Raw genomic sequence first — 21,534 nt, 5'->3', positions numbered from 1 at the left:
CCTGCTCACTCCCGCGTCTTCAAGGCGGAGACCATGTCCAGCCGGTCGATACGTCGACGGACCACCCATGCGCTCGCGACCGCTGCGGCCAGCACGGCCAGCGCCGCGAGGGCATAGGTGCGCGCGAAGATCACGACCGGGAAGTGGAACTGGTCCGACTTGAGCAGTTCCGTGATGACGTGCACGAGTGCGTAGCCGCCGAACATCCCGAGCGGCAAGGCCACGGCGATGCCGAGCGCCAGCTCGCCCAGCAGCAGCGCCGACACCTCGGCCCGCGTGAAACCGAGCACGCGCAGGCTCGCCAGTTCCCACGCCCGCTCGGCGAGGGCGATGCGCACGTTGTTGTAGACCACGCCGACCGCGATCACCCCGGCGAACACGGTCAGCACCGTGCTGATGATGAGGATGTTGCGGGCAGTCACCTCGCGCATGTTGCGCAGCATCGTCGCCTTGCTGAACGCACCCGCCGCGCGGGGCAGCGCCTGCGTGGCGTGCAGGAAGCGCGACTCGCTGCCGCGCTCGAGCGCCAGCACGAAGCCCGTGGCGACATCCCCCTCGCCCAGCGCCCGGTTCAGGGCGGCACGGTTCATGTAGGCGTTCAGGCCCATCATCTCGCGCACCGTGGCCTGCACCGGCAGCGTGAGCTGCTGGCGCCGGCCTTCCTGCACCTCCACCTGCACCAGGTCGCCGACCCGCAGCCCCAGCTTCGCAGCCAGCCGGTCGGTCAGCACGATGCCGTCGCCGTCCGGCAAGGTCTGCCGGCCATCGACATCGACGATGCGCAGCAGCTCGCTGCGCAGGGGGCCGCCCCGGATCATCACGCGTTGGCGGCGCTGGCCGTTGACCAGCGTGGCTTGCACGTCGCGCAGCGATTCGTGCGCCACAACCCCGGGCAGCCTCGCCAGTTGCAGCGCGATGGCGCCCTCGCCCGGCTCCGTCAGCCACACGGACACGTCGCTGCGCATGGAAAGCGCGAAGCTGCCGTCGATGACCACCTCGATGGCGTCGCGAAAGAAGTTGCCCATGACGACGATCGCCACCGCTGCGGCCATGCCGCCGATGGACAGGCCGGTGCGCAGCGGCTTGCGCTCCATGTTGCGCAGGATCATCCGCAGCGCGGGACTCAGGCCCGTGAAACCCAGCCGCTCGACCAGCGTGCGCCGGAACCGGCCGGGCGCGGGCGGCCGCATCGCCTCCGCCGGCCTCAGCCGCACCGTGGCGAGCAGCGCCGACAGCGTACCGAGCACGGCGGCGCCCAGCGTCAGTCCGCCGGCCAGCAGGACGAGCGCCGGGTCCATGCGATGCTCGAAGTGCGCAAAGTGGAAGATCTCCGCGTACAGGCCGACGAAGGCAGCGCCCAGCCAGTCCCCGACCACGATGCCCAGGGCCGTGCCCAGCGCCACGATCAACAGCACCAGCTTCAGGTAATGCGCCGCGATGGCGCCGTTCGCGTAGCCGAGCGCCTTGAGGGCGGCGATCTGCTCGCGCTGGGTTGCGACAAGCCGCGAGATCACGACGTTCAGCAGGAAGGCCGCGACGCCGAGGAAGATCGACGGCAGCACCGTTCCGAGCACGCGTTGCTCCTTGATCTCGTTGTCCAGCATGGCGTGCGAGGTCTGGTCGATGCGGCCGATCGGCGTCGCCCCGCCGTAGCGGGCCAGCGGCTGCGCCAGCGCGGCGATCACTTCGCCCTCCGTGACTCGGCGCGCGCCCTCGGGCGCGAGACGCACGGCCAGCGTGTTGAAGGCGCCGTCCATGTCGTAGGCGGCGGCCAGCGCCTCCTGGTCCACCCAGAACACACCGTAGCCGCGCTGGTCCGGCATGCCCCACAAGCCCGCGAAGACGAATTCCGGCGAGACGGCGAGACCGACGATGCGCAGGTGGCGCATGCGGCCGTTGACCAGCGCTCCAACGGTGTCCCCCGGACGAAGCCCGCGAGCCTGCGCAAAGCCCTGCGACAGCAGCGCGTCCAGCGTGTCGCGCACGGGTGCGTCGGGGCCGCCCTGCTCGAACAGCCTGCGCCCATGCACGATGGCAACCTGGTTCAGCCGCGGCGGTTGGCGTGCATCGACGCCGATCAAGCGGCCCAGCACCGGATCGGTGCTGCCGGGAACCTCGATGCGCACCACTTCCTCGATCGTGGGTTGCACGTCGGCCACGCCCGGCACGGCGGCAAGCTGCGCGGCCAACGCCAGCGGCGCCCGCTTCACCGTGGCGAACACGTCGGCGAAGCGGCCCTCGCTATAGAAGGTGTCGCGCGCCGCCGCGAGCGAATCCACGGCCGAGAGGCTCGTGAGGAAGCCGCCCACCCCACTGGCGACCACCAGCGCGATGGTGAGCGCCTGGCTCCACATCGCGAGCAGGTCGCGCAGCAGCTTGCGGTCGAGGGCTCTCACGGGCGGCTCACCACGCGAGCTCCGCGGACGCCACGCGCCTTGCGTTCTTCGCGATGCGCTGGACCCTGCCGTCCGCCAGGTACACGACGCGGTCGGCCATGCCGGCGATCGCCGCGTTGTGCGTGATCACCAGCGCGGTGGTGCCCAGTTCCAGGTTGATCCGCGAGATCACGTCGAGGACGAGCTTTCCCGTCGCATAGTCGAGTGCCCCGGTCGGCTCGTCGCACAGCAGGACCTGCGGCCGCTTCACGATGGCGCGCGCGATGGCGACGCGCTGCTGCTCGCCGCCCGAGAGCTGCGAGGGGAAGTGATCGCGCCGGGCCGTCAAGGCCACCCTCTCCAGGGCTTCGTCGATGGACATCGGGTTGGCGGCGATGTCGGTGACTAGCGCCACGTTCTCGTACGCGGTGAGGCTGGGAAGCAGGTTGTAGAACTGGAACACGAACCCGACGTGGTCGCGCCGGTAGCGCGTGAGCGCCTCGTCGCTCGCGGCGGTCAGGTCGTGGTCCTGGTAGCTGAGGGTGCCGGTGGTGGCCACTTCGAGGCCGCCGAGGATGTTCAGCAGCGTGGACTTGCCGCTGCCCGAAGGACCGAGCAGCACGACGAACTCGCCGGCCGCGATGTCCAGGTCCACGTCGCGCAGGGCCACGACGTCCACGTCACCGGCGTGATAAGTCTTGCCCAGGCCGCGGGCGCGAAACACGGGCGAAAGCGGCGACGGTGCGAGCGCGACCATGGCCGATGTTCCGATGGGACGCCGCCAGGTCGCTTGACGAGAGTCAAGCGACCCCGCAAGGGCAGCCACCGCTGCGAGGTCCAGGAGCGCAGCGCTGCTGCTTCAGCGATCGGGCAAGGACGGGCGATGAGGCCCGGAACTCAGTTGAGGTCCTTGTCCTTCCAGGCCTTCAGGCCCGACACGGCGGCGCCCACCTGCAGGCCGGCCTTGGTCAGGGCGTACATCCTGCCGCCCTGGATGTTCCCGGCCCCCGCCCCGACGTTGGCGGCGCTGCCGCCGGCGCCGGCGCCCGCCGCCGCACTCGCCGAAGCGTCCCAGCCCTTCTCGACGAAGTCGGTGAGCGCCTTCTCGCTGTCGAAGACGAACAGGTAGCGCGTGTCCGAGGCGCCGAGCTGCACCCCTGCGCTTGCCTGCGCGATGCTCATGTAGGTGTCCTTCGAGGTCTTCGCGTCGTGCGCGATGCCCTTGCCGCCGGCCCCGCCGAGGCCGAAGCTCAGGCCGAAGGTCGTGAACACGGCGTAGCCCGGCGCGCTGGCGACGGCGTCCCTGAGCCTGGGGTCGGCCTTGTAGAAGTCCTGCAGCGCCTGCATGGCCTTGGCCTTGACTTCGGCCTGCTCGGCAGCCTTGTCGGATTTGGCGTGGACACTCGTGGCCGCGACGGCGAGCGCGGGAGTGAGGGCGAGAAACTGACGACGTTGCATGCAACCTCCGTGAAGGGAATGGAATGGAGAGTGAGGAGCCCGCGCTCGCACGCGGCAGGCACGGGTACCGCAGAGCCATTGTTCGCGGGCGCGGCCCGGGGCCAATGGGACTTAGGTCTCATGCGCGCCTGGCGACGACGCGGGCTGCGGAGCGTCCGGGCGAGTGGGCGGCCGCCGCGCAGGTGAGCGGCGAGCGGCGAGCGGCGAGCGGGCAGCAAAAAGCCCGGAACCTGCAAACGCAAGTTCCGGGCTTCGGATTTGGTAGGCGCGATTGGACTCGAACCAACGACCCCCACCATGTCAAGGTGGTGCTCTAACCAGCTGAGCTACGCGCCTGTCGTTGAGCCCACGATTGTAGCAGACCCACTCAGCGCCTTCGCGCGGACCGGACGCCGGCGACGTCACGCACGATGGACAGCACCTTGCCCAGCCGCTGCGAATCGGCGATCTCCACCGTGAACGTCATCCACGCCAGGCCCTTGACGGACTGCGACTGCACGCCGACCACGTTCATCTTTTCCTTGGCGAAGACTTCGGAGATGTCGCGCAGCAATCCTTGCCGGTCGCCCGCCTCCACGGCCACGTCCACCGGGTAGACCGCGGCCTCGCCCGCCTTGGGCCGGCCCCACTCCACCTCGATCACGCGTTCGGGGCTGCGGGCAGCGATCTGGCGGAAGCTGCCGCAGTCGCTGCGGTGGATGCTGACGCCCTTGCCGCGCGTCACGAAGCCGGCGATGGCGTCCGGCGGCGCGGGCTTGCAGCACTTCGCGAGCTGCGTCATCAGCGAATCGACGCCCACTACCAGCACGCCGCCGCGCGGCGCCTTCGCCGGCGTGGCGCGCGACTTCTTCGCCAGCAGCACCTCGTCGTCGGAGGGCGGCGGGGCGTGCGGATGCAGCAGCTGCTCGATGGTGCGCAGGGAGAATTCGTCCTTGCCGACGACGAAGAACAGGTCCTCGGCGGACTTGAACCCCAGCTGCGAGGCCAGCTCCTCCAGCTTGATGGCGGTCTTGCCTTCGCGCTGCAGCAGGCGTTCGACCAGCTCGCGGCCGCGCGCCTCGGTCTCGTGCCGCAATTGCTCGTTGAACCAGGCGCGCACCTTGGCGCGGGCCCGGTGGCTGGCCAGGAAGCCCAGGTCCGCATTGAGCCAGTCGCGCGACGGGCCCCCTTCGCGCGCGGCGACGATCTCCACCGTCTGGCCGTTCTTCAGCTGCGTGTTCAGCGGCACCATCGCGCCGTCGACGCGGGCACCGCGGCAGCGGTGGCCCAGGCTGGTGTGCACGCTGTAGGCGAAGTCCACCGGCGTCGCGCCCTGCGGCAGCTCCACGATGGAGGCCTGCGGCGTCAGCACGTAGATGCGGTCCTCGAACAGGCCTTCGACCGAGCCGGCCAGGTCGCGCTCCCACGCGAGCAGTTGCCGCAGCACGGCGATCTTGGTGTCGTACTCCGACTTCGCGCTGACTCCGGCGTAGCCTTTCTGGCCCGCTTCCTTGTACGCCCAGTGTGCTGCCACGCCATGTTCGGCGTGCTCGTGCATCTTCTGAGTCCGGATCTGGATCTCGATCGGCCGGCCGGCCGCATCGCTCACGACAGTGTGCAGCGACTGGTAGCCGTTGGGCTTCGGCCGGGCGATGTAGTCGTCGAACTCCTCCAGCAGCGGCGAGAAGCGTGCGTGCACCAGCGCCAGCGCGCCGTAGCAGTCCTTCACGTCGGGCACGATCACGCGCAGCGCGCGCACGTCCAGCACCTGCTCGAAGTCCAGCGACTTGCCGCGCATCTTCTTGACGATGCTGTAGATGTGCTTGGGCCGGCCATGCACCTGCGCCTGGATGCCGTGCGCGCGCAGCTCCGACTCCAGCTCGCTGCGCAACTGCTCGACGTACTGCTCGCGCTCCACGCGCTTTTCGTCCAGCCAGCCCGCAACGCGTTTGTAGGTGTCCGGTTCGAGGAAGCGGAAGGCGAGGTCTTCCATTTCCCACTTCACCTGCCAGATGCCCAGCCGGTTGGCGAGCGGAGCGAACACCTGCAGCGCCTCGCGCGCCACCACCGGCTGCACCGGCTGCTTGGTGGCCGCGTAGTAGCGCAGGGTCTGCAGGCGCGAGGCGAGGCGCAGCATCACCACGCGCAGGTCGCGCGAGAACGCCAGCAGCATCTTGCGCACGTTCTCGGTCTGCACGCGCGCGTCGTCGCGCAGCGGCAGGGTGTCCTCGGCGTCCCGGGCCTGGCGCTGCACCGACACCAGCTTGATCGTCTCGCGCGCGAGCGCCGCGTAGCTGTCGCCGAAGGCCTTGGCGATCACGTCCTCGGGCTTGTTCAGGTGGGCCCAGGCGTACACGAGGTAGCTCGCGGCCTGCATGGCCTCCGAGCCGCCCATGGACTTGAGAATGGCGGCCACGGCGTCGGCGTGCGCGAGCGTGTTCTCCCCGGTGTCCAGCCGTTCGCCGGAAATCAGGGGCTCGGCGAAGGCGCGTGCGCGCGCCAGCGCATCGGCCTGGTGCGGCAGCGACTGTTCGGCGGCCGCTACGAGGTCGGGGACCGCTGCGGCCGCGTCACCCTGTTCCGCTGAATGGCTTTTCATCGGTGGCGGAATCAGGGGCGAGCAGGAAGGCGCACACGGCCTCCACCTGCTCCGGTGCGATCAGGGTCGGGGCGTGGCCGACCCCTGCGAATTCGACGACCCGGGGCTTCGGGCCGCGGCGCGCCATCTCGTCGGCCGTCGCGCGCGACAGCAGGTCCGACTGCGCGCCGCGCAGCAGCAGCGTGCGCGCCTGGATCGCGTCGTAGGCCTGCCAGAGGGCGGCCTGCCCGGCGGCGGCGGCCTGCTCGTCCAGCGTGCGGAAGGGGACGGCGATCGCCGGGTCGTAGTGCAGCGTGAAGCCGCCGGCCGGCAGCGGCTTGACCATGGGCTGCGACAGCGCGAGCCACTGCTCGGGCGTGTGCGGACCGAAGCCTTGCGAAATGGCCCACATGGCATCCGCAGCCTCCTGCACCGAGCCGAAGCGGCCGGTCTGCCCGAGGTAGGTGCCGATGCGCTGCAACGCGCTCCACTGGATCACCGGGCCGACGTCGTTGAGCACGAGCCGGCGCACCGGCGCCGGCAGCGGCAGGCCCGGCGTGCCGGCCAGGCCCATTCCGATCAGTCCACCCATGCTCGTCCCCACCCAATCCAGAGTGGTGACCGGAGCGGATGCATGCAAGGCCTGCAGCATCTGCAACATGTCGCCGACGTAGGTCGGGATGCCGTAGCCCATGGGGTCCGCCAGCCAGTCGCTGCGGCCGCGCCCGACCACGTCGGGACACACGACGCGCAGCGGGGCGGGACTGCGGGCGACCAGTGCCTGCGCGAGCGTGTCGAAGTCGCGGCCCTGCCGGGACAGCCCGTGGACGCACACGACCACGTGGGCCGCGGCCGGGTCGCCCCACTGCCAATACGCCATGCGGTGGCTGCCGGCGCTGTCGGGACAGGATACGTAGTTCAGCTTAGGGTCGGACATGGATGGGGGATGGCGCCGAAACGGGTACGCTCGGTCGCGTCCATCCTAAATCATCCAGAGAGAGATCCCCATGCTCAAAGGCAAGACCGCCCTCGTCACGGGCTCCACCAGCGGCATCGGCCTCGGCATCGCCAAGGCACTGGCCCACCAGGGCGCCAGCATCGTGCTCAATGGCTTCGGCGACGCCGAGGGGCCCAAGGCCGAAGTGGCGGCGCTGGGCGTGAAGGTCGGCTACCACGGCGCCGACATGAGCAAGCCGGCCGAGATCGAGGCGATGATGAAGTACGCCGCCGAGAGCTTCGGCCGCGTCGACATCCTGGTGAACAACGCCGGCATCCAGCACGTCGCCCGCATCGAGGACTTCCCGCCCGAGCGCTGGGACGCGATCATCGCGATCAACCTCTCGAGCGCCTTCCACGCCACCCGCCTGGCGCTGCCTGCGATGAAGAAGGCGAACTGGGGCCGGATCATCAACATCGCGTCCGTGCACGGCCTGGTCGCGTCCGCCGAGAAGTCCGCCTACGTCGCGGCCAAGCACGGCATCGTCGGCCTGACCAAGGTCACCGCGCTGGAGAACGCCACCACGGGCATCACCTGCAACGCGATCTGCCCCGGCTGGGTGCTCACGCCGCTGGTGCAGAAGCAGGTCGATGCCCGGGCGAAGGCCATGGGCGTGTCGAACGAGGAGGCCAAGAAGCAGCTGCTGGCCGAGAAGGAGCCGTCCCTGCAGTTCACGACACCGGAGGAACTGGGCGAGCTCGCCGTGTTCTTCTGCTCCGACGCGGCGAAGAACGTGCGCGGCGTGGCCTGGAACATGGACGGCGGCTGGGCCGCGCAGTAGGACGACGCCCTCTGGGCGGGGGACAGGCCGGATCTAGTCCCCCAGCTCCAGATCGTAAGGGTGGGTCAGCTCGAAGCGCCGGTCCACGACGTCGTAGTCCCAGCGCTCGACGCGCACCTTGCGCGGCGCGCCCGGGGCGGGCGGCTGCCAGCGGATCACGTTGAGGGAGTTGGGCGTGCCGTGCCGCACCCGGCTCGACAAGGCCGTGCCCGCCTGGATGCAGTACATCGCACGGGGCGTGCCCTCCCCCGCGCGAGCGCACAGGTCGCTCACGTACGGCAGGTGGATGTGGCCGCCCAGCACGAGGTCGGCGCCGGCGCGCGACCACGCCTGCACCGCCTGTTCTCCGCCGTGCAGGCGGTCCTTCTCGTCCTCGGGGCGCATCACGCACGCGGGCTGGTGCGTCACGACGATGCGCAACTGCTCGCGCGGTGCACCGTGCACGCGCTGCGCCACGCGTTCGATCTGGCGTGCCGACACCTCGCCGTCCTTGTGCCGCTCGGGCCGCGTCGTGTTGACGCCCACCACGAGCACGTCGGCGAGCACCAGCTCGGGCTCCAGCTCCTCGCCGAAGCAGGCCTTGTACTTGCCGTAGGGCGAGACCAGGCGCGCGGCCACGTTGTAGAGCGGAATGTCGTGGTTGCCCGGCAGCGTGAGCACGCGCGCGATGCCCAGCCCGTCCACGAAGGCCCGCGCTGCGGCGAACTGGGCGCTGCGCGCGCGCTGGGTGATGTCTCCGCTCAGCACCAGTGCATGCGGCTGCAGCTCGCGCGCCAGCGCCTGGACGGCGGCGACCACCGGCAGCTCCTCCGTCCCGAAGTGCGTGTCCGAGATATGCAGCAGCACCGTCATCGCCGCCGCAGCCTTTCCGCCGCGGGGCGCGCACCGAGATGAAGGAAGCAATCCATGGCGGCCCAGCTTAGCGGCGGCGCGGCAGCCGCCCTGTCGGACTGGACCGGGGACGCGGCGGCGCGCTCAGCGCAACTGCACCGAGCCGGATACGGTGACCGTGACGGCCGTGCGCCCCGGCTCCACCGGCACGGATTCGGCGGACGCCTTGGCATCCGCCGCCATCATGCGCACGCGCGGCATGAAGCCCGGTTCGTTGGTGTTGACCGCGACTTCACGCAAGGCATAGCCGCCGAAACCGAAGGCCTTGGCGAGCTCGGTCGCGCGCGCCTGGAAACGCTCGATGGCCTGCGCCTGCGCCTCGTGTTCGACGCGCGCGCGCTGCTCGCGGCTGAGCCCGAAGCTCACGCCATTGAGGGTCATGGTCTGGATCCGCGCCGCGGCCTGGGTGATGCGCGGGAAGTCGCGTCCCTCCAGCACCAGTTCCGCGCTGCCGGTCCAGCCGCCGATGCGCCCATCGCGGTTGTTGCGGGGATAGATGGCGAAGTTACCGGTGCGCACATCCATCTGCCCGGGTTGCGCCGTCTTCTTGGCTTCTGCCAGCGCGGCCTCGAGAGCCGACCGCAGCTGCGATTGCACCACCGCCGGATCGCTGCCGTCCCGCGCCGCGGACAGGCTCATCTGCAGGAGGTCCTGCTGCACCTCCACCGTCCCGGTGGACTGCAGCTGAAGGACGTTCTGCGGGGGCGGCAGTACCTGGGCCGTGGCGGCGGTGGCCAGGAGCGCGCACCCTGCGCTTGCAAGCAGGGTGCGGAGAGTCGTCCGGATCATGGGTCCTTTCGCTGCATGGGCACGGCCACGGTGGTGGCCCACGGCGGCGGCCCGTACTCGGACAGCTGCCGGCGCAACTCGGCGCGCTGCTCGGCCGTGAGCCGCACGGGGCTCGCCGCGCTGCCGGGATGGTACTGCTGCAAGGCCTGGCGCAACTCGGGGGCGGAGGGCGCAGGCCTCGGGGCGCCCTGTGGCTGCGGCGCGGCCTGGGCTGCCAGGCTCCCAAGCATCAGCAGCAACGCGAAAACGGACTTCATACCTGAGTAGAACGGCAGAGCGCCCTCCAGGTTCACCTGCCTCTTGTCAATGGGCCGCTGTCGGGGCAACATCTGTAACAGGCCGAAAAAGCACCCGGAAAAACCCGGAACCCATCGAATCGCCGTTCAGAATCGCCGTTGTTACAAATGGCTATGGGAGAACCATGACGCAAGCAGCAGCTCGTACCGACAAGATCCTGGTGGTCGACGACGACGCACGGATCCGCGACCTCCTGCGCCGGTACCTCACCCAGGAAGGTTTCGAGGTCATCCTCGCCGAGGACGGAAAGGCCCTCAACCGCCTCATGCTGCGCGAGACCGCGGACCTGATCGTGCTCGACCTGATGATGCCGGGCGAGGACGGCTTGTCGATCTGCCGGCGCCTTCGCGCGGCCAACGACCGCACACCGATCATCATGCTCACGGCGAAGGGCGAAGACGTCGACCGTATCGTCGGCCTCGAAGTCGGCGCCGACGATTACCTGGGCAAGCCCTTCAACCCGCGCGAGCTGCTGGCCCGCGTGCACGCGGTGCTGCGCCGCCGCCCGGCGCAGGAAGCCCCCGGCGCTCCGTCCTCCGACAACGAGGTGGTGAATTTCGGGCCCTTCGCCTTCGACCTGGGCGCGCGCACGCTGCGCAAGAACGGCGAGGAACTGCCGCTGACCACCGGCGAGTTCGCGATGCTCAAGGCGCTGGTGCGCCATCCGCGCCAGCCCTTGTCGCGCGAGAAGCTCGCGCAGCTGGCCCGCGGCCGCGAGTTCGAGCCTTTCGACCGCAGCCTGGACGTGCAGGTCTCGCGGCTGCGCAAGCTGATCGAAGCCGACCCGGCATCGCCCCGCTACATCCAGACGGTCTGGGGAGTGGGCTACGTGTTCGTGCCGGACGGTGCCGGTTGACGCTCGTGCGGCACGCCGCACGAGCCACACATGACAAATGACACGGCTTCGCCTCACGCCGAATGACAAGCGAGGGCTGCAAGTGAACAATGGCGGGATGACGCGTCTCCTGCCAGTCGTTCCGGGTCCTTCGCCAGCGCTGTCATGACCCAGCTCGAAGCCACCAGTCCCGCCCCGCTGGAGACTGCCCCGGCGCCGCTCGAGATGCGGCCCCGCCTGGGGCTGTCGCTGTTCTGGCGCACCTTCTTCCTGCTGTCGCTGCTGCTGATCGGCTCGATCGTCGCGTGGCTGCAGACCTTCCGGGCGCTGGAGTTCGAGCCGCGGGCCGTGCAGACGGCGCAGCAGATCGCCTCGCTGGTCAACCTCAGCCGCGCGGCGCTGGTGCACGCGGACCCGATCGCGCGCGTGTCGCTGATCAAGACGCTGGCCGACCAGGAGGGCGTGCGCATCCTGCCGCGCGAGCCCAAGGACCGGTTCGCGCCGCTGACCGGCAGCGCGATGGACCGGCGCATCGTGGACGAACTGGTGGGCCGGCTCGGCAGCGGCACGCTCATGGCCAGCAGCGTCAACAACGAGGAAGGCCTCTGGATCGGCTTCAAGATCGATCGCGACGACTACTGGATGCTGCTGGACCGGAACAAGTTTTCGCAGGTCGGCGGCAAGACCTGGCTGGTGTGGCTGATCACGGCGGCGGCACTGTCGCTGGCCGGCGCCGCGGTGATCGCCCGGCTGATCAACCGGCCGCTCAAGCAGCTCTCGTTCGCCGCGAGCCGCGTGCGCGACGGTGACTTCGACGCCAGCCGGCTTGACGAGAAGGCGGTCACCAGCGAGATCCGCGAGGTGAACATCGGCTTCAACCGCATGGCGCAGCAACTGGCGAAAATCGAGCAGGACCGCGCCGTGATGCTCGCCGGCATCTCGCACGACCTGCGCACGCCGCTGGCCCGCCTGCGCCTGGAAACCGAGATGAGCGTGGTGGACGCGGATGCGCGCGACCACATGGCCGCCGACATCGACCAGCTCGACGCCATCATCGACAAGTTCCTCGATTACGCACGGCCCGACCACGCGGAGCTCAAGCCCGTGGTGCTCAACGACGTCATCGAAGCCTGCATGTACGCGATCGAGGACCACGGCGACATCAAGGTGAACGTCGACATGCCGCGCAACCTGCAGGTGCTGGCCGACGAGGTGGAACTTGCGCGCGTCGTGTCCAACCTGCTGGAGAACGCGCGGCGCTACGGCAAGACGCCCGAAACCGGCGTGGCGCTGGTGGACATCGCCGCCCGCGCCCGCAACGAATGGGTGCTGCTGAAGGTGCGCGACCACGGCATGGGCGTCTCGCCGGAGGCGCTGCCCAACCTGGTGAAGCCCTTCTTCCGCGGCGACGCGGCGCGTACGGCGGCCACCGGTGCCGGCCTGGGACTGGCCATCGTGGACAAGACGGTGCAGCGCATGGGCGGGATCTTCGCGATCGCCAACACCACGTCGGGCGGGCTGGCGGCCCACATCAAGCTGCAGCGGCCGCGGCAGATGCCGCCCGTGCCGAGCAGCGGCGACCGCGAGCCCAAGCCCAGCAAGGCGCCCGAGCCCTACGAGTCGTCGGCAAGCTGACGCGGGCGGGGGCAAGTGCCCTGCTCCGCGCCGCGCACGCTAGGCCGTCGGCTCGTCAGCAGCACGACGGCGCGCGCCTCGATGCTCTGGCCCATGCCGACCGGGCCCAGCCGCTCCGCCGTCTTCGCCTTCACGTTCACCTGCCCGGGCGCGAGCGCCAGGGCCTGCGCGATGCGTGTGCGCATGGCCTCGATGTGCGGCGCGAGCTTCGGCGCCTGCGCCACGATCGTGCTGTCGATGTTGACGATGGCCCAGCCCGCTTCGCGCGCGCGCGCCAGCGCTTCCTTCAGCAGCACGACGGAATCGGCGCCGCGGAAGCGCTCGTCGGTGTCGGGAAAGTGGCGGCCGATGTCGCCGAGGCCCGCCGCCCCGAGCACGGCATCGGTGATCGCATGCAGCAGGGCATCCGCGTCGGAATGCCCAAGCAGGCCGCGCTCGTGTGGAATCTCGATGCCGCCGAGCACCAGCTTGCGGCCGGGCACCAGCGCGTGCGTGTCCCAGCCTTCGCCGATGCGCAGCTGCATCAGCGGCGGTTGCGGAGCACGGCCTCCGCCATGGCGAAGTCTTCGGGGTAGGTGACCTTGAAGTTCTGCGCGCCGGCTTCCACCAGCATCGGCTTGAGCCCCATGGCCTCGATCGCGCCCGATTCGTCGGTGATGCGGTCGGCCGCTGCTTCCAGCGCCTGGCGCAGCATGCCCACGCGGAACATCTGCGGCGTCTGCGCCTGCCACTTGCCCGCGCGCTCCACGGTCGCGGAGACGCGGCCGTTCTCTTCGATCTTGAGCGTGTCGGCCAGGGGATGCGCCAGCAGTCCGCCGACCTCGTCGCCCGAGCAGGCGTCGATCAGCCGGTCGATCAGGTCCGGCGTGATCAGGCAGCGCGCGGCGTCATGCACCAGCACCCAGTCGTTGTCGACCGCGCCGACGCGGCGCAGCTCGCGCAGGCCGTTGGCCACGCTCTGGGCGCGCGTCGCGCCGCCGCACTGGACCACCAGCGCCGACGTGCTCGGGTTGCGCTCGAAGAAACCGTCGCCTGGCGCGACCACCACCAGCGTGCGCGCGATGCGCTTGACGCCGGCGAAGGCCGACAGCGTGTGCCACACCAGCGGCTGGCCGGCGACGCGTTCGTACTGCTTGGGCCCTGCGGTACCGGCGCGGCTGCCGTTGCCGGCGCAGGGGATGAGTGCGAAATACCGGGGAGGAGTTGCGTTCGCGTTCATGTCGTCCAAACCATTCTATGCCTGCCCCTTGCCACTGCGCTACCTCGAAGAGCCCTCGACGCACGCGGCGTGGGCCAGCAATTCCCCGTGGCGGACCCGGCGCGGCATTCCGGGTTAATATCTTCACGCACCCCCCCGTCCGTGACGAGGGGGTGTTTTGCATTTCCGATTCAACCCGATGGATTTACCCAAGCTCCAACCCGGCCGCCGCATGACGCTGCCGCGTCCCGCCGGCTCGGCGGACGCGCTGCTGCTCGCGCGCGTGGCCCAGCGCGAACTGCAGGACGGCAAGCTCACCGCCATCGTCACCGCCGACGCGAACGATGCGCAGCGCCTGCTGGACGAGCTCGCCTTCTTCGCGCCCCAGCTGCGCTGCGCCCTGTTCCCCGACTGGGAGACGCTGCCCTACGACACGTTCTCGCCGCACCAGGACCTGATCAGCGAACGGCTCGCGACGCTCTGGCGCATCCTGCAGCGCGAGGCCGACGTCGTGCTGGTGCCCGCCAGCACGGCGCTCTACCGGCTCGCGCCACCCGCGTTCCTGGCGGGCTACACCTTCGAGTTCCGCGTGCAGCAGAAGCTGGACGAGGCGAAGCTCAAGGCGCAGCTCACGCTGGCCGGCTACAACCACGTGACGCAGGTGGTGAGTCCGGGCGAGTACGCGGTGCGCGGCGGGCTGATCGACCTGTTCCCCATGGGCTCGCCAGTGCCGTACCGCGTCGACCTGTTCGATGACGAGGTCGACTCGATCCGCACCTTCGACCCGGACACGCAGCGCAGCCTGTATCCCGTGCCCGAAGTGCGGCTGTTGCCCGGCCGCGAGTTCCCCATGGACGACGAGGCGCGGGCGCGCTTCCGCAGCCGCTGGCGCGAGCTGCTGGAAGGCGACCCGACGAAGAGCCGCATCTACAAGGACATCGGCAACGGCGTCGCCACCGCCGGCATCGAGTACTACCTGCCGCTGTTCTTCGAGCAGACGGCGACGGTGTTCGACTACCTGGGCGAGCAGTCCACGGTGATGCTGCACGGCGATCTCGAGCCGGCCTTCAACCGCTTCTGGCAGGACACGCGCGACCGCTTCCGCCTGGTGCAGGGCGATCCCGAGCGGCCCGTGCTGCCGCCCGAAGCCCTCTTCCTGTCCTCCGAGCAGTTCTTCGTGCGCGCCAATGCGCACGCGCAACTCGCATTGAAGGCCGTGCCGCAGGAAGAAGGCTATGCCGAATTCCGGCGCCTGCCCAACATCGCGGTCGTGCGCGGCGCGGAAGAACCGCTGGCCAACTTCAAGCACCACGTGGAGAGCGGCTCGCACCGCGTGCTGGTGCTCGCCGAAAGCGCGGGCCGGCGCGAGAGCCTGCTGGACTTCCTGCGCGCGAGCCACCTCACGCTGCCCGCCTTCGAGGGCCTGGCGGAGTTCCAGGCCAGCGACGAGAAGCTGGGCATCGCGACCGCGGCGCTCGCGGAGGGATTCGCGTGGACCGAGGAGGCGATCGACTTCGTCACCGAGACGGAGCTGTTCGCCAGCGCACCCACGGCGCGCCGCCGCAAGAAGCAGGAGCAGGTCAGCGATGTCGAAGCGCTCATCAAGGACCTGTCGGAGCTGAACGTGGGCGACCCGGTCGTGCACGCGCAGCACGGCATCGGCCGCTACCGCGGGCTGGTGAGCATGGACGTGGGCCAGGGCAGCACCGAGTTCCTGCACCTGGAATACGCGGACAAGGCGACGCTGTACGTGCCGGTGAGCCAGCTGCACCAGATCAGCCGCTACACCGGCGTCGGCGCGGACGAAGCGCCGCTGCACAAGCTCGGCTCCGGGCAGTGGGAGAAGGCGAAGCGCCGCGCGGCCGAACAGGTGCGCGACACGGCGGCCGAACTGCTGAACCTCTATGCGCGGCGCGCCGCCCGCCAGGGTCACGCTTTCCGCTTCAGCGCGCAGGACTACGAGACCTTCGCCAACGACTTCGGCTTCGAGGAGACGGCGGACCAGAACGCCGCCATCCATGCGGTGATCCAGGACATGGTGTCGCCGCATCCCATGGACCGCCTCGTGTGCGGCGACGTCGGCTTCGGCAAGACCGAGGTCGCGCTGCGCGCCGCCTTCGTGGCGATCACGGGCGGCAAGCAGGTCGCCTTCCTCGCGCCCACAACGCTGCTGGCGGAGCAGCACTACCAGACGCTGGTGGACCGCTTCGGCAAGTGGCCGGTGAAGGTGGCGGAGATGAGCCGCTTCCGCTCCACCAAGGAGATCAACGCGGCGCTCAAGGGCCTGGAAGACGGCAGCATCGACATCGTGGTCGGCACGCACAAGCTGCTCTCGCAATCGACGAAGTTCAAGAACCTGGGCCTGCTGATCATCGACGAGGAGCACCGCTTCGGCGTGCGCCACAAGGAGGCGATCAAGGCCATGCGCGCGGAAGTGGACGTGCTCACGCTGACGGCGACGCCGATCCCGCGAACGCTGGGCATGGCGCTGGAGGGCTTGCGCGACCTGTCCGTGATCGCGACTGCGCCGCAGCGGCGCCTGGCGATCAAGACCTTCGTGCGCAACGAGGGCAATGGCGTGATCCGCGAAGCCGTGCTGCGCGAGCTCAAGCGCGGCGGCCAGGTCTACTTCCTGCACAACGAGGTGGAGACCATCCAGAACCGGCGCGAGGCGCTGGAGCGGCTGCTGCCCGAAGCGCGCATCGCCGTCGCGCACGGGCAGATGCCCGAGCGCGAACTGGAGCGCGTGATGCGCGAGTTCGTGCAGCAGCGCTTCAATGTGCTGCTGTGCTCCACCATCATCGAGACCGGTATCGACGTGCCCAGCGCGAACACGATCGTGATCGCGCGCGCCGACAAGTTCGGCCTGGCGCAGCTGCACCAGTTGCGCGGACGCGTGGGCCGCAGCCACCACCAGGCCTACGCGTACCTGATGGTGCCCGACGTGGAGGGCCTGACGAAGCAGGCCGCGCAGCGCCTCGAGGCGATCCAGCAGATGGAGGAACTCGGCTCGGGCTTCTACCTCGCGATGCACGACCTGGAGATCCGCGGCGCCGGCGAGGTGCTGGGCGAGAACCAGAGCGGCAACATGCTGGAGGTCGGCTTCCAGCTGTACAACGAGATGCTCTCCGAGGCGGTGCGCTCGCTGAAGGCCGGAAAGGAGCCGGACCTGCTGGCGCCGCTGTCCGTCACCACCGAGATCAACCTGCACGCGCCGGCGCTGCTGCCCGAGGACTACTGCGGCGACGTGCACCTGCGGCTTTCCTTCTACAAGAAGCTCGCGACCGCGAAGAACGTCGACCAGATTGACCGACTGCTCGAGGAGATCGTCGACCGCTTCGGCAAGCTCCCGCCGCAGGCGCAGACGCTGATCGACGTGCACCGGCTGCGCGTGCTCGCGCGCCCCTACGGCGTGGTGAAGGTGGATGCGGCGCCCACCGTGATCCACATCACCTTCAAGCAGAATCCGCCCGTCGAGCCGCTGGCCATCATCCAGCTGGTGCAGAAGAACCGCCACATCAAGCTCGCCGGCAACGAGAAGCTGCGCATCGAGAAGGCGCTGGTGGACGTCAAGGACCGCGCCCAGATGGTCCGCGACGTGCTCCGCGCCCTCGGCCAGCCCAAGGTCGCCGAGCCCGCCTGACCTGTTGTCTTTCTCCCTCCCCCTCTGGGGGAGGGCCGGGGTGGGGGCGCTCCCCGGCCCGTGCACGCGCGGCTGCAGCTGCAGTGGTCGCGCGCCGTGCTGGTCCTGCTGATGTTCGGCTGCCTGTCACTCGCAACCGTCTCAGCGCACCCGGTTTGCGTTGCGCCAAGGCGACGTGCCGATGCCACTCGCATGCGATGTGGGGCGGGTTGAGCAAATCCCTGCCTCCTATGCGGCTTCGCCTCACGTAGCGCCTGCAGGAACCCCTCCATACTCCAAGCTCAGCACACCGTCATCGACGGCGCACGGGTGTGATTCGCGCAACGCACACCTGCTTTCAACCTAATCCTCATCACAACATGAACGCTACTGCCCGAGCGCGGGGTCAAACACTGCTTGCGATTGGCATTCTTGGCCTGGGAGCGTGCTTTGTCAGCGCCCCCTGTGTGGCCCAGGACCTGCTGCAGCAAACACCCAAGACCGGCTTTTACCTGGGCCTGGGTGTGGGCCAATCCTGGCAAGACTCCCCCGCCAATACGGGCAATCCTGGTATCGATCTCAACGGCAGTGGCACGGCCACGGCGGTGAAGATCACAGGCGGCCTGCAGATCACGCCGATGTGGGGCGCGGAGCTGAGTTACTTCAACCTGGGCAAGGTGGGCATCACGACCCCGAGCGGCATTGCCAACTACGACACCAATGTCACCACCGCTGCGGCCACCCTGAGCTATCCGCTCACGCAGTCGTTCACGCTGGTGGGGCGCGCCGGAGTCGGATACAGCCATCTTCAGCTGAACGTACCCAGCCAGAACTTTGCCTCCAGCAGCGTCAAGTACCCCGTGGTGGGCGGGCTGGGCGTGCGCTACAGCCTCACGCCGCGTCTGGCCCTGACGGTGGACTACGACTACCTGGGCAGGACCGGGCGCTTCAGCGGGGGTGACAGCACCACGGGGCAAGTGCTCAGTGCCGGGCTGATGCTGCGCTACTGAAGAAGCCACGACCGAACAACACCCGCGGGCAGGCCAGCGGCGGCCCCGATACCAATCAATGAGATCTCAAGATGCACCGCGTCAACACCGAACGATTCAATAGCGCACTGCGCACGGCGGCCATTGGTCTGAGCCTGGCACTGAGCGCCTGTGGCGGCAGTGGCGGCAGCGACTTGAGCAGCCCTCATTCTGTTCCGGTCGCAGCGTCGAACCCCACGCCTACGCCTACGCCTACGCCTACGCCTACGCCATCAACGTACACCGTTGGTGGCACCGTCACCGGCCTGACGGCGGGGCAAACCGTCGCCCTGCAGAACGACGGCGGCGATACCCTCGCGGTGAGCGCCAACGGCGCCTTCACCTTTACCACCGCACATCAAGACAACACGGCTTACAGCGTCACGGTGAGCAGCGAGCCCACAGTGCGCACCACCTGCACCGTGAGCAATGGCAGCGGCACCGTTACCTCCGCCAACGTCGGCAATGTGGGCGTGTCCTGCGCAACCCGGCACTTTGGCTATGTGGCGAACATTGGCAGCAACACGGTCTCGCAGTGCAGCGTGGACGCCACGACGCAGGCGCTGACGAACTGCGCCAGCACCGGTTCGGGGTTCTCGGGACCCACTGCGCTGGCCGTGAGCGCCAATGGCAGCTATGCCTATGTGGTGAACCAGAACAACAACACGGTCTCGCAGTGCAGCGTGGACGCCGCGACGGGGGCGCTGACGAGCTGCGTCGGCACCGGCTCGGGGTTCAGGAATCCCACGGGCGTGACCCTGAGCGCCAGCGGCAGTTATGCCTATGTGGCGAACTACTTCGGCGCGGTCTTGCGTTGCAGCGTGGACGCCACGACGGGGGCGTTGGCGAATTGTGGCGGCACTGGCTCGGGGTTCTCGAGTCCCGATGGCGTGGCCGTGAGCGCCAATGGCAGCTATGCCTATGTGGCGAACGGTGGCAACAACACGGTCTCGCAGTGCAGCGTGGACGCCACCACGGGGGCGCTGACGAATTGCGCCAGCACCGGCTCGGCGTTCTCGATGGCCTGGAGCGTGGCCCTGAGCGCCAATGGCAACTATGCCTATGTGTCCAACCAGGGCAGCGGCGGCGTCACAAAATGCAGTGTCGACGCCTCGACGGGCGCGCTCACGAGTTGCGCCAGCACCGGCACGGGGTTTTCGGCCCCCCTCGGGTTGGCCGTGAGCGCCAATGACAGCTATGTCTATGTGGCGAACTACAGTAGCAACACAGTCTCGCAGTGCAGCGTGGACGCCACCACGGGTGCGCTCGCGAACTGCACCAGCACCGGCTCGCTGCTCTCGCTTCCCATTGGGCTGGCCATCAACTAGGGGCGCTTCGGAATTCGGATAAGACCAATTCCGGAGGTGGCCAGGTCCAGCCGGGCCATTGCAATTGGATTTCCAGCGACCCGCCGTTCGTGGCGGTCCGCCCTCGCTGGAGGCTGTGTGAAAACTCCGTGGACCCGCGTTTTCAGGGGTCCCTGACCCTTTGGCACGTCCGAAAAACGCGACCTGCGCCCATCTGAGAGGTCGACTATCGGAGCGCTGCCGGCTGCGTTGAGTTTTCAGACAGCCTCGCTGCTCACCTGGTCGGATGCGCACTACCTGCGCAAGCCCTGAGCCGCCCTGGGCTCCGTGCGCATGAGCGCATCACGTTGACTCCGGCTGTGGCAGGCCTAGACTCTGCCCATGAGCCGCGTCCTGCGTCGCCTGCTCTGCCTCCTGGCCCTGCTGCCTTTCGTGCTCGGGGTCATGGCGGAAAGCGTCGCCCGCGCTCCGGTGGTGGTGATGCAGATCGACGGCGGCATCGGGCCGGCCACGGCGGACTACCTGCGACGGGGACTGGCGCTGGCGCAGCGGGAACGGGCGCAGCTGCTGGTGGTGCAGCTCGACACACCCGGTGGGCTGGACCTCGCGATGCGCGACATGATCAAGGCCATCCTGGCCTCGCCCGTGCCCGTGGCGACCTTCGTCGCACCGGGCGGTGCCCGTGCGGCCAGCGCCGGCACCTACCTCCTCTACGCCAGCCATGTGGCCGCCATGACACCGGCCAGCAACCTCGGAGCCGCGACGCCCGTCGCCATCGGCATGCCGGGAGGTGGCGCGCCGTCGAACCCGCTGCCGGCGCAGCCCGCGTCGGCAGCGAGCGCCGCCGCCAATCCCGAAGGCGGCGACGCCCTGGCGGCCAAGCGCGTCCACGACGCCTCGGCTTACATCCGCAGCCTGGCGCAGTTGCGCGGCCGCAATGCCGAATGGGCGGAACGGGCGGTGCGCGAAGCGGTGAGCCTGTCGGCCCCCGAGGCCTTGCAGCTGAAGGTGGTGGACTTGGTCGCCGTCGACGTGCCGGACCTGCTGCGGCAACTGGACGGCCGCGAGCTGCGGGTGAACGGCAGCGTGCAGCGCCTGCAAACGCTGGGGGCACCGGTGCTGCCCTTCGAGGAGGACTGGCGCAGCCACCTGCTCTCCACGATCACCAATCCCAGCCTCGCCCTGCTGCTGCTGATGGCCGGCCTGTACGGGCTGGCGTTCGAGTTCAGCAGTCCGGGGCTCGTGGCGCCGGGCATCATCGGCGCCATCTGCCTCGTGCTGGCGCTGTTTGCACTGCAGATGCTGCCGGTGAACTACGCGGGTCTCGCGCTGGTTCTCCTGGGCATGGGCTTCTGGGCCGCCGAGGCCTTCCTTCCCAGTCACGGGGTCCTGGGACTGGGTGGCATGGTGGCCTTCGGCTTCGGCTGCGTGATCCTGATCGACACCGAATCGCCCGGCTGGGGCATCCCGCCGGCGCTGATCGCGACGCTGGTGCTGGTGTCCGCCGCCTTCGTCCTGCTGCTGGCCGGCATGGCAGCGCGCACCCGGCGCCGGCCCGTCGTGACCGGGCCGCGGACGCTGGTGGGCGCCAGCGGCGAGCTGCTGGAATTCTCCGGAGGCGAGGGCTGGGCGCTGGTGCGTGGCGAACACTGGAAGGTGCACGGCCCGCAGCAACTGCGCGCGGGCGACACCGTGCGGGTGACTGACTTGCGGGGCGGGCAACTCGAAGTGGCACCCGCCTGAACGGATCTGCGAAGCGAAGGA

General features: G+C 69.2%; 17 protein-coding genes and 1 tRNA gene. 7 read left to right on the top strand and 11 right to left on the bottom strand.

Translation table 11 applies throughout. The features are described from left to right. Positions 1–5: 5 nt before the first annotated feature. The 6 genes from JJB11_RS10185 to JJB11_RS10160 all read right to left on the bottom strand — a co-directional run bounded on the left by JJB11_RS10185 (position 6) and on the right by JJB11_RS10160 (position 7,327). Entirely contained in the window at positions 6–2,396 is a 2,391-nt protein-coding gene (locus JJB11_RS10185) for an FtsX-like permease family protein (RefSeq protein WP_201169740.1), read from the bottom strand. A gap of 7 nt (positions 2,397–2,403) precedes the next feature. After that, the gene (locus JJB11_RS10180) at positions 2,404–3,132 is read right to left on the bottom strand and encodes an ABC transporter ATP-binding protein (protein WP_201169737.1); all 729 of its coding nucleotides are present in this window, start codon (positions 3,130–3,132) and stop codon (positions 2,404–2,406) included. Positions 3,133–3,272: 140 nt separating this feature from the next. Further along, positions 3,273–3,833 (bottom strand): YSC84-related protein, encoded by a 561-nt coding sequence (locus JJB11_RS10175; protein ID WP_201169735.1) that lies wholly within the window; start codon positions 3,831–3,833, stop codon positions 3,273–3,275. A 259-nt stretch (positions 3,834–4,092) separates the two neighbouring features. Further along, positions 4,093–4,169, bottom strand: a tRNA-Val gene (locus JJB11_RS10170). A 31-nt stretch (positions 4,170–4,200) separates the two neighbouring features. After that, positions 4,201–6,411, bottom strand: a complete 2,211-nt coding sequence (locus tag JJB11_RS10165) for a RelA/SpoT family protein (RefSeq protein ID WP_201169733.1) — start codon at positions 6,409–6,411, stop codon at positions 4,201–4,203. Continuing rightward, positions 6,383–7,327: an alpha/beta fold hydrolase gene (locus JJB11_RS10160; RefSeq protein WP_201169731.1), complete on the bottom strand. Its 945-nt coding sequence runs from the start codon at positions 7,325–7,327 to the stop codon at positions 6,383–6,385. The genes JJB11_RS10165 and JJB11_RS10160 overlap by 29 nt, the downstream gene beginning before the upstream one ends. Positions 7,328–7,397: 70 nt before the next feature. Between JJB11_RS10160 and JJB11_RS10155 the strand changes: the two genes are divergently transcribed. Further along, complete coding sequence (locus JJB11_RS10155) at positions 7,398–8,168, top strand: 3-hydroxybutyrate dehydrogenase (protein ID WP_201169729.1); 771 nt, start codon at positions 7,398–7,400, stop codon at positions 8,166–8,168. A 33-nt stretch (positions 8,169–8,201) separates the two neighbouring features. On the opposite strand, the gene JJB11_RS10150 is transcribed toward JJB11_RS10155, so the two are convergent. From JJB11_RS10150 to JJB11_RS10140, 3 genes are all read right to left on the bottom strand, one after another. Continuing rightward, positions 8,202–9,020 carry a metallophosphoesterase family protein gene (locus JJB11_RS10150; protein ID WP_201169727.1) on the bottom strand — a complete coding sequence of 273 codons (819 nt, stop codon included), beginning with the start codon at positions 9,018–9,020 and terminating at the stop codon, positions 8,202–8,204. 123 nt (positions 9,021–9,143) lie between these two features. Then, positions 9,144–9,848, bottom strand: coding sequence for an SIMPL domain-containing protein (locus JJB11_RS10145; RefSeq protein ID WP_201169725.1), 705 nt, complete (start codon positions 9,846–9,848; stop codon positions 9,144–9,146). Then, positions 9,845–10,105, bottom strand: a complete 261-nt coding sequence (locus JJB11_RS10140; RefSeq protein ID WP_201169722.1) for a hypothetical protein — start codon at positions 10,103–10,105, stop codon at positions 9,845–9,847. The genes JJB11_RS10145 and JJB11_RS10140 overlap by 4 nt, the downstream gene beginning before the upstream one ends. 164 nt (positions 10,106–10,269) lie before the next feature. Here JJB11_RS10140 and ompR point away from each other — a divergent pair, with 164 nt between their 5' ends. Then, positions 10,270–11,001: an osmolarity response regulator transcription factor OmpR gene (gene ompR / locus JJB11_RS10135; RefSeq protein ID WP_201169719.1), complete on the top strand. Its 732-nt coding sequence runs from the start codon at positions 10,270–10,272 to the stop codon at positions 10,999–11,001. A gap of 144 nt (positions 11,002–11,145) precedes the next feature. Continuing rightward, positions 11,146–12,615 carry a sensor histidine kinase gene (locus JJB11_RS10130; protein WP_201169708.1) on the top strand — a complete coding sequence of 490 codons (1,470 nt, stop codon included), beginning with the start codon at positions 11,146–11,148 and terminating at the stop codon, positions 12,613–12,615. Here JJB11_RS10130 and ispF read toward each other — a convergent pair. Further along, entirely contained in the window at positions 12,594–13,139 is a 546-nt protein-coding gene (gene ispF / locus JJB11_RS10125) for a 2-C-methyl-D-erythritol 2,4-cyclodiphosphate synthase (protein WP_201169707.1), read from the bottom strand. The genes JJB11_RS10130 and ispF overlap by 22 nt on opposite strands. Continuing rightward, complete coding sequence (gene ispD, locus JJB11_RS10120) at positions 13,139–13,834, bottom strand: 2-C-methyl-D-erythritol 4-phosphate cytidylyltransferase (RefSeq protein ID WP_201169704.1); 696 nt, start codon at positions 13,832–13,834, stop codon at positions 13,139–13,141. The genes ispF and ispD overlap by 1 nt, the downstream gene beginning before the upstream one ends. Positions 13,835–14,012: 178 nt before the next feature. Here ispD and mfd point away from each other — a divergent pair, with 178 nt between their 5' ends. The 4 genes from mfd (at position 14,013) to JJB11_RS10100 (ending at position 21,513) form a co-directional block, all read left to right on the top strand. Continuing rightward, the gene (mfd, locus tag JJB11_RS10115) at positions 14,013–17,456 is read left to right on the top strand and encodes a transcription-repair coupling factor (protein ID WP_201169701.1); all 3,444 of its coding nucleotides are present in this window, start codon (positions 14,013–14,015) and stop codon (positions 17,454–17,456) included. A gap of 359 nt (positions 17,457–17,815) precedes the next feature. Beyond that, positions 17,816–18,445 carry an outer membrane beta-barrel protein gene (locus JJB11_RS10110; protein ID WP_201169698.1) on the top strand — a complete coding sequence of 210 codons (630 nt, stop codon included), beginning with the start codon at positions 17,816–17,818 and terminating at the stop codon, positions 18,443–18,445. Between the two features lie 71 nt (positions 18,446–18,516). Continuing rightward, on the top strand, positions 18,517–19,791 hold the full coding sequence (locus JJB11_RS10105; protein WP_201169695.1) for a lactonase family protein: 1,275 nt from the start codon (positions 18,517–18,519) through the stop codon (positions 19,789–19,791). Positions 19,792–20,151: 360 nt separating this feature from the next. Beyond that, positions 20,152–21,513, top strand: coding sequence for an NfeD family protein (locus JJB11_RS10100; protein WP_201169686.1), 1,362 nt, complete (start codon positions 20,152–20,154; stop codon positions 21,511–21,513). The last annotated feature ends 21 nt before the right edge of the window (positions 21,514–21,534 follow it).

The organism is Ramlibacter ginsenosidimutans (assembly GCF_016654015.1).
GTDB lineage: Bacteria > Pseudomonadota > Gammaproteobacteria > Burkholderiales > Burkholderiaceae_C > Ramlibacter > Ramlibacter ginsenosidimutans.
The sequence above is the reverse complement of the archived record's forward strand: the minus strand, read 5'-3'. Positions and strand labels throughout refer to the sequence as shown.

Coding starts and splice junctions, on each gene's coding strand:
- JJB11_RS10150 (WP_201169727.1), bottom strand. CDS start 9,020: ATGACGGTGCTGCTGCATATCTCGGACACGCACTTCGGGACGGAGGAG.
- ispF (WP_201169707.1), bottom strand. CDS start 13,139: ATGCAGCTGCGCATCGGCGAAGGCTGGGACACGCACGCGCTGGTGCCC.
- JJB11_RS10110 (WP_201169698.1), top strand. CDS start 17,816: ATGAACGCTACTGCCCGAGCGCGGGGTCAAACACTGCTTGCGATTGGC.
- JJB11_RS10160 (WP_201169731.1), bottom strand. CDS start 7,327: ATGTCCGACCCTAAGCTGAACTACGTATCCTGTCCCGACAGCGCCGGC.
- JJB11_RS10155 (WP_201169729.1), top strand. CDS start 7,398: ATGCTCAAAGGCAAGACCGCCCTCGTCACGGGCTCCACCAGCGGCATC.
- JJB11_RS10130 (WP_201169708.1), top strand. CDS start 11,146: ATGACCCAGCTCGAAGCCACCAGTCCCGCCCCGCTGGAGACTGCCCCG.
- JJB11_RS10140 (WP_201169722.1), bottom strand. CDS start 10,105: ATGAAGTCCGTTTTCGCGTTGCTGCTGATGCTTGGGAGCCTGGCAGCC.
- mfd (WP_201169701.1), top strand. CDS start 14,013: ATGGATTTACCCAAGCTCCAACCCGGCCGCCGCATGACGCTGCCGCGT.
- JJB11_RS10165 (WP_201169733.1), bottom strand. CDS start 6,411: ATGAAAAGCCATTCAGCGGAACAGGGTGACGCGGCCGCAGCGGTCCCC.
- JJB11_RS10100 (WP_201169686.1), top strand. CDS start 20,152: ATGAGCCGCGTCCTGCGTCGCCTGCTCTGCCTCCTGGCCCTGCTGCCT.
- ompR (WP_201169719.1), top strand. CDS start 10,270: ATGACGCAAGCAGCAGCTCGTACCGACAAGATCCTGGTGGTCGACGAC.
- JJB11_RS10175 (WP_201169735.1), bottom strand. CDS start 3,833: ATGCAACGTCGTCAGTTTCTCGCCCTCACTCCCGCGCTCGCCGTCGCG.
- JJB11_RS10105 (WP_201169695.1), top strand. CDS start 18,517: ATGCACCGCGTCAACACCGAACGATTCAATAGCGCACTGCGCACGGCG.
- JJB11_RS10145 (WP_201169725.1), bottom strand. CDS start 9,848: ATGATCCGGACGACTCTCCGCACCCTGCTTGCAAGCGCAGGGTGCGCG.
- JJB11_RS10180 (WP_201169737.1), bottom strand. CDS start 3,132: ATGGTCGCGCTCGCACCGTCGCCGCTTTCGCCCGTGTTTCGCGCCCGC.
- ispD (WP_201169704.1), bottom strand. CDS start 13,834: ATGAACGCGAACGCAACTCCTCCCCGGTATTTCGCACTCATCCCCTGC.